Source organism: Beijerinckia sp. L45, assembly GCF_009765775.1.
Classification (GTDB): domain Bacteria; phylum Pseudomonadota; class Alphaproteobacteria; order Rhizobiales; family Beijerinckiaceae; genus RH-AL1.
Window position 1 is genome coordinate 1 of sequence record NZ_LMUU01000040.1, and the last position, 5,322, is coordinate 5,322.

At 66.4% G+C, this 5,322-nt stretch carries 5 protein-coding genes; all 5 read left to right on the forward strand.

Going from position 1 to position 5,322, the window contains the following annotated elements; genetic code table 11:
- On the forward strand, positions 1 to 1,335 hold a 1,335-nt coding region (lpdA, locus tag GSQ79_RS03985; protein ID WP_158807446.1), incomplete at its 5' end, for a dihydrolipoyl dehydrogenase.
- 36 nt (positions 1,336 to 1,371) lie between these two features.
- Complete coding sequence (locus tag GSQ79_RS03990; RefSeq protein WP_158807447.1) at positions 1,372 to 1,839, forward strand: hypothetical protein; 468 nt, start codon at positions 1,372 to 1,374, stop codon at positions 1,837 to 1,839.
- 10 nt (positions 1,840 to 1,849) lie between these two features.
- A complete protein-coding gene (locus tag GSQ79_RS03995; RefSeq protein WP_158807448.1) occupies positions 1,850 to 2,407 on the forward strand; it encodes a peroxiredoxin in 558 nt (185 codons plus the stop codon).
- Between the two features lie 65 nt (positions 2,408 to 2,472).
- Positions 2,473 to 3,813 carry an MFS transporter gene (locus GSQ79_RS04000; protein ID WP_210253005.1) on the forward strand — a complete coding sequence of 447 codons (1,341 nt, stop codon included), beginning with the start codon at positions 2,473 to 2,475 and terminating at the stop codon, positions 3,811 to 3,813.
- A 135-nt stretch (positions 3,814 to 3,948) separates the two neighbouring features.
- The gene (locus tag GSQ79_RS04005) at positions 3,949 to 5,316 is read left to right on the forward strand and encodes an amidase (RefSeq protein ID WP_158807449.1); all 1,368 of its coding nucleotides are present in this window, start codon (positions 3,949 to 3,951) and stop codon (positions 5,314 to 5,316) included.
- Positions 5,317 to 5,322: the final 6 nt, after the last annotated feature.

The following is a 5,322-nucleotide window of genomic DNA, read 5'->3' on the forward strand; positions in this document are numbered from 1 at the left end:
GCGCAGCTCGGCCTCAAGGTGGCTGTCGTCGAAAAGCGCGCTACCTTCGGTGGCACCTGCCTCAACATCGGCTGCATCCCCTCGAAGGCGCTGCTGTACGCGTCCGAGCGCTTCGACGAGGTTTCGCACGACTTTCCAGCGCTGGGCATCAGCGTCGGCGCGCCAAAACTCGATCTCAAGGCGATGATGAAGCACAAGACCGATACGGTCGCGGCCAACGTCAACGGCGTGCAGTTCCTGTTCAAGAAGAACAAGGTCGAGACCTTCATGGGCCTCGGCACGATTTTGGGCGCCGGCAAGGTGGAAGTCACCGCGGCGGACGGCTCGAAGCAGACGCTGGACACCAAGGCGATCTGCATCGCCACCGGCTCCGACGTGGCGAAGCTGCCGGGCGTCGAGATCGACGAAAAGACCATCGTGTCCTCGGAAGGCGCGCTCGAACTGGAGAGCGTGCCCAAAAAACTGCTGATCGTCGGCGGCGGCGTGATCGGCCTCGAACTCGGCTCGGTGTGGAAGCGCCTCGGCGCCGAGGTCGTGGTGGTCGAGTATCTCGACCGCATCCTGCCGGGCATGGACGAGGAGACCGCCAAGCAGTTTCAACGCATGCTGGAGAAGCAGGGATTTGCGTTCCACCTCGGCCAGAAGGTCGCCGGCGTGGAAAAGACCAAGAAGGGCGCCAAGGTCACGATCGAGCCGGCGCAGGGCGGCGATCAATCCACTCTAGATGCCGACGTCGTGCTGGTGGCCATCGGCCGGCGGCCGCACACCGAGGGGCTCGGTCTCGAAGCCGCCGGTGTCGAACTCGATCGCGGCCGGGTGACGATCGATGCGCATTTCGCCACCAACGTCCCGGGCATCTACGCCATCGGCGACGTCGTGCGCGGCCCGATGCTGGCCCACAAGGCCGAGGACGAAGGCGTCGCGCTCGCCGAGATTCTCGCCGGCCAGCATGGTCACGTGAACTACGGCGCCATCCCCGGCGTCGTCTATACGATGCCGGAGGTCGCCGCCGTCGGCCAGACGGAAGAGGAGCTGAAGGCCGCCGGTGTCGCCTACAAGGTCGGCAAGTTTCCCTTCACCGCCAACGGCCGCGCGCGCGCCATGCGCCACACCGAGGGGTTCGTGAAGGTGCTGGCTGATGCCGAGACCGATCGCGTTCTCGGCGTCCACATCATCGGCATGGGCGCGGGCGATCTGATCGCCGAAGCGACGCTGCTGATGGAGTTCGGCGGCTCGTCCGAAGACATGGCCCGCACCTGCCACGCGCACCCGACCCTGTCGGAAGCTGTGAAGGAAGCCGCCATGGCCGTGGAGAAGCGCGCGATCCATATGTAGAGCAGGCATCTGCAATTGGATCATATGAGGCTTTTCATGTCAGCGATGCGCGCTCTGGCCCTGGTGGGAGCGTTCGTTCTGCTCTCCGCCGGGACCGCTTCGGCTCAGGCCTGGACCACGGAGTCCGCGCAAGGGATCACCGAATACCGCGTCGATGACGCCCAGGGCGACGAATTCACCATCTCCTGCGATGTCGAGGCGTCGAAGAACGGTGGCGACGGCACCGCCATCCTGGTGACGATCGGCGGCAAGGACCCCGAACCGGGTTCTGCCGTGAAGGTGGTGCTGGACAGCGAGACGTTCGCTCTGCAGGCCAACCAGGCGAGCATGATCGGCACAGACTGTGCCGCCTGTTCGGAACGCTTCAAGACCCTGTGGGCCAAACTCCGCACGGCCAAGACGATGAGCGTGCAGCTCGGCAAGACTCCGCCGGCGAGCTTCAGCCTCGACGGCGCGAGCACCGTGCTGCCGGCGACGCCGTGCAAGACCGGTTTCAACGGATAAAGGACGTCATATGGTCGATCTCGCCTCGGTTCCTACCGATCTTCCCGCTCCGGTCGATGACGGCGGCTGCGATCATCTCGTCGGCATGGCGATGCCGGCCCTCACCTTGGGCGCCACGCTCGGCGACCCGGTCGATCTCGCCGCTTTGCCGGCGGGGCGTACGGTGCTCTTCGCCTATCCGATGACGGGCAAACCGGGGGTGGCGCTGCCGGACGGCTGGGACGCGATCCCCGGCGCCCGCGGGTGCACGCCGCAAAACTGCGCCTTTCGCGATCAGCACGCGGCCTTCGCGGCGCTGGGCGCCGGCGTGCTCGGCCTCAGCACACAAACGACGGCCTACCAGGCGGAAATGGCCGAGCGGCTACATCTGCCCTACGCCGTGTTGAGCGACGTCGACTTCGCGCTCACCGATGCGCTGCGCCTGCCGACCTTCGAAGCCGACGGGATGCGGCTGCTGCGCCGGGCGACGCTGGTGATCAAGGACGGCGTGATCGAGCACGTGTTCTATCCCGTCTTCCCGCCCGACCGCAGCACCGAGCCGGTCCTCGACTGGCTGCGGGACAACTAAGGCAGGCCCTGGCACGACGCTTGCGGTATACGCGAGCGACCAAACCCGCGTGCCAGGACCAATTCATGATGCCCGTCATATCATCGCGCTTCCGCTACACGATCTTCGTGATGATGATGCTGCTGACCGTGATCAACTACGTCGATCGCGGCGCCATCGCCTATGCGGCAAGCGCGATCATCGGCGAGTACCACCTCGACAAGGCGCAATGGGGCGCGGTGCTCGGCTACTTCGGCTACGGCTACATGGTCGGCGCGGTTTTGGGCGGCACGTTCGCCGACACGGTCGGGGCGCGCCGGGTGTGGTGGATCGCCGGTACCGCGTGGTCGCTTTTCGAGATCGCCACGGCCTATGCCGGCAACATCGGGATCGCGCTGTTCGGCGGCGGCTCGGCGCTGGTCGGATTCGCGATGATCCGCATCCTGTTCGGCCTGTCGGAAGGACCGGCCTATGCGCTGCTCAACAAGACGGTCGGCGTGTGGGCGACGCCGCGCGAGCGAGGCTTCGCGGCGAGTGTCGGCCTGCTGAGCACGCCGCTCGGGGCGCTGCTCACCGCGCCGATCGCCGTCGGACTGCTGACGCTCACCGGCGACTGGCGCATCATGTTCTTCGTGCTGGGCGGCACCGGCCTCGTCGCGCTCGTCGTCCTCATGGTTCTCTTCACCAACACGCCGGAGGAGAATCCGCGGGTCAGCCCGGCGGAGCTCGCGGAAATCCGCGAGGCACAGGCCACCGTGCTGATGCCGGAGGATCATCCGGACGAGCCGGTGCCGCCGCTGTGGAGCTTCTTCACCAATCCGGCGCTGGTGCTCAACACGATCGGCTACTTCGCCTTCATTTACGTGACGTTCCTGCTGCTGACCTGGACGCCAAAGTATCTCCAGGACCAGTTCCACTTCAGCCTGACGTCGCTGTGGTACATCGGCATGATCCCGTGGACCGGCTCGTGCTTCACCGTGCTCATCGGCGGGCGGCTGTCGGACTGGCTCTACCAGCGCACCGGAAAACTGTACTATGCGCGCAGCTGCCTCGCCGCGACCTGCCTGCTGCTGACCACAGTCTGTTTCTACTTCGTCTCGCAGGCCGAAAACATCGTCGTCGCCATCGCCCTGATGACGGTGGCCAATGCGATGAACACCTTGCCCAATTCGGTCTACTGGACGGTGGTCATCGACTCCGCGCCGCGCAGCCGGGTCGGCACGTTCAGTGGCATGATGCTATTCTTCGCTTTGATCGCCTCGGTCCTCGCGCCGACGGTCACCGGCTCGCTGACCATGGCCTACGGATACCAGGCGATGTTCATCGCCGCCGGCATCACCACTGCCGTCGGCATGACCGCCATGCTCTTCGTCCGCCCCGGCCGCAAAGCGGCGGCACTTGCGCCGAGACCTGCCTACGCCGCCTGACGATCGCGTGATGAGCGGCGGATAAGCTCGCTCATCACGTTGACCGGATCGGGGTGGCTCACGACAGTGCCCCGTCACGGCACGATGATTCCCGACACGGGGGCGGGTCGCCGTCGTCTCATGGTCGGGGTCAAGATGTCTGCTAATCCACCGGATGCCGGGTTTTTCGCTGCCTACACCGTCAAGGAGCTGGCGCAAGGCCTTCGCGATGGCACGTTCACCGCAGCCGAACTGGTCCGGGAAGCGCTGGCCAGTATCGATCGCCTCAATCCGGTTCTGAACGCCTTCGTGCTGGTGGACCGTGAGGGCGCCGCGCGCGCCGCCGCGCAGGCGGACGCCGACTTCAAGGCGGGGACCGATCGCGGTCCGATGCAGGGCATTCCGGTCGCCGTGAAGGACAATATCGATACGGCCGGCCTGGTCACGACCGTCGGCTCCGCGCACTTCAAGACGCATGTGCCCAAGGAGGACGCCGAGTGCGTGCGCCTGCTGAAGGAAGCCGGCGCGATCGTCATCGGCAAGACGCTCACCCATGAATTCGCCTATGGGCCGACGGCCGACCGTTCGCTGCAAGGGGCGGCCAAAAATCCCTGGGATCCGTCCCGCATGTCCGGCGGCTCCAGCGGCGGCAGCGCCGTCGCGGTGGCGAGCGGCATGGTGCCTCTAGCTCTCGGCACCGATACCGGCGGCTCCGTCCGCATTCCCGCGGCGCTCTGCGGTCTCACCGGGTTCAAGCCGAGCTATGCCGCGATCTCGGCCAGCGGCGTGTTCCCGCTGTCGACGACGCTCGATCATGTCGGCATTCTCGCACGCAGCGCCGAGGATGCGGCGGCCTTGTTCCCCCTGCTGCGCGATCCGGCGCCGCAGCCCAAGCACAAGAAGGCGCGCACCTCGACCTTGCTGACCGGTTGGATTCCGACGGGCAGCTTCGGCGCGAGCGATACCGCCGTCGTGACCGAGGTTCGCCAGTTCGCCGAGGCCTTGTTTGGCCAGGCCATGCGCGATGTCGCGCAGGTGGCCGCGCTCACCGAGGTCTTTGCCTCGGCCATCGCGGCGATCCAGTCCGCCGAAGCCTACGAGGTCCACGCCGAGCGGGTTGCCGCGCATCCCGAGCTGTTCGATCCCGAAGTGCTGGAGCGCCTGCAAAGCGCCGGCATGGTCAAGGGATGGGAATACGTGCGGGCGCTGAAGCAGCGCAAGCAGCTGCAGGCGACGCTCGCCGTGTTTTTCGAGCGCTTCGATCTCCTCGCCATGCCAACGATCGGCATCGTCGCGCCGCCGCTGCAGGAGCGGACGCTGACGCTCGAGGGGCAGGAGGCGCCGGTGGCCCGCACGCTGCTGACGATGACACGGCCGTGGAACGTGGTCGGCTTGCCCGCGATCACCATTCCCGCCGGCCAAGTCGACGGCCTGCCGGTCGGCCTGCAGCTCATTGCCCCGATGGGCTGGGACGCCTGGCTGCTCGACGTCGCGGCGACGCTGCAGGCGCGCGATCTGGCTTAGTAGGTT